Here is a 1,472-nt window from a genome sequence, read left to right on the forward strand (position 1 = left end):
TTTTGCAATCTTATATTTTCCTTCGGAAAATAACGATGGCACAAAATCGCAACTTTTAATACACATAAACGTTGGCAATAATAAATCTCACGAATATGAAAAAGACTTTTTTACTAATATTAATATTATTTCTTTCAATTTCAGAAAGTTATGCTTGTAGTTGTGTACGAACAAATGAATCTTTATCTGTAAAAGTTGAAAAAGCATTTACTCAAGCCAATTTAATTATTAGCGGAACTGTGGTTGGAATTAAAAAATTTAATGAAGGAAAATATGTGTTTTCCGGAAATCCAGTTATTTATGAATTTGAAATCACAAAAATTATAAAAGGAAAAGTAAAGAAAGAGATTATTGAAATTGCTTCAGCTGAAAGTGGAGCGAGTTGTGGCTATAATTTTTCAATTGGAAAATCATATTTAGTTTATGCGAGAAAATCTAATCAATATTCTTCCAAAACAAAAAATGAATTTGATTTTGTAACAAGTCTATGTGACAGGAATCAAGAATTGAAAAAGGTCAACAAAAAAGAATTTCAAAAACTTGAAAAACTGAAATATAAAAAAGGAAAATAACTATTGCCAACACCGTACAAAATTAATTGCTTGCTTCTAGCCTACTTACGAAAATCCTCGCGGATTTTCTTTGTCAGGAATTATTTATTAACTTTATTGCTTAACCACGCAACTAACCTTGTACAAACACGTTGGCAATAATATAACAGAACGCAGATGAAACGAATACATTTTGATAATTTAGGAAAGAAAAACTATTGGATTTTGTTAATAATTCTAACTCTGATTTTTATTTTCATCGGACTAATTGAACCGTTTGAATTTGAAAATAAAAAAATCTATAAATATATAAGTTCGTGCGGATTTTTCTTGCAGGCACTTTATTTCAGCAAACTATTTTGGTATAAAAATACTGTACAATGGAATGATAAAGGAATTGTTATTCGAATTAAATCATTTCTTGGAAAATCATTGAGATTTGACGAAATAAAAGCGACTGAACTGAATGGAAATGAAATGACTTTAACAAAAACTGACGGTCGAAAAATTCTGATTGATTTAAATGAAATTGCTGAATCGGATGCTCAAAAACTGAATGAAATAATGATTAAAAATACTATTGCCAACAATGTATAAAAATAATTGCGGTTTAGTGCTTAAACAAAAGTAGTTGCGTATTTGCTACGTCTGAATTTCCTTCGGAAATTCCTCGCAAGCAAACTCGCAACTATTCTTATACTAGACCGTTATGTTTTATTGCTCAGGAAAATCTAAACGCAGGAAAAAAATGCTGAACAGTCTCTCGCGAATTTTGAAAAATCAAATCAACGCGAAAATTTTACGCGGGAATTTTCTCTACTTTGGAATTCTTGACGTTTTGTGAAAAAATTAATTGGGGAAAAATATCGCGCGAATTACAAATCAAAAACGGAATCGAAACGTAAAAATTAACTCTCAAAA

2 protein-coding genes are annotated in these 1,472 nt (G+C 29.3%); both read left to right on the top strand.

Annotated elements, in window-relative coordinates; genetic code table 11:
* Nucleotides 1-95: 95 nt before the first annotated feature.
* Entirely contained in the window at nt 96-572 is a 477-nt protein-coding gene (locus tag ACW9UN_RS17185) for a netrin-like domain-containing protein (protein ID WP_459487601.1), read from the top strand.
* 156 nt (nt 573-728) lie between these two features.
* A complete protein-coding gene (locus ACW9UN_RS17190) occupies nt 729-1,148 on the top strand; it encodes a hypothetical protein (protein WP_459487603.1) in 420 nt (139 codons plus the stop codon).
* The last annotated feature ends 324 nt before the right edge of the window (nt 1,149-1,472 follow it).

The organism is Polaribacter litoreus (assembly GCF_054584775.1).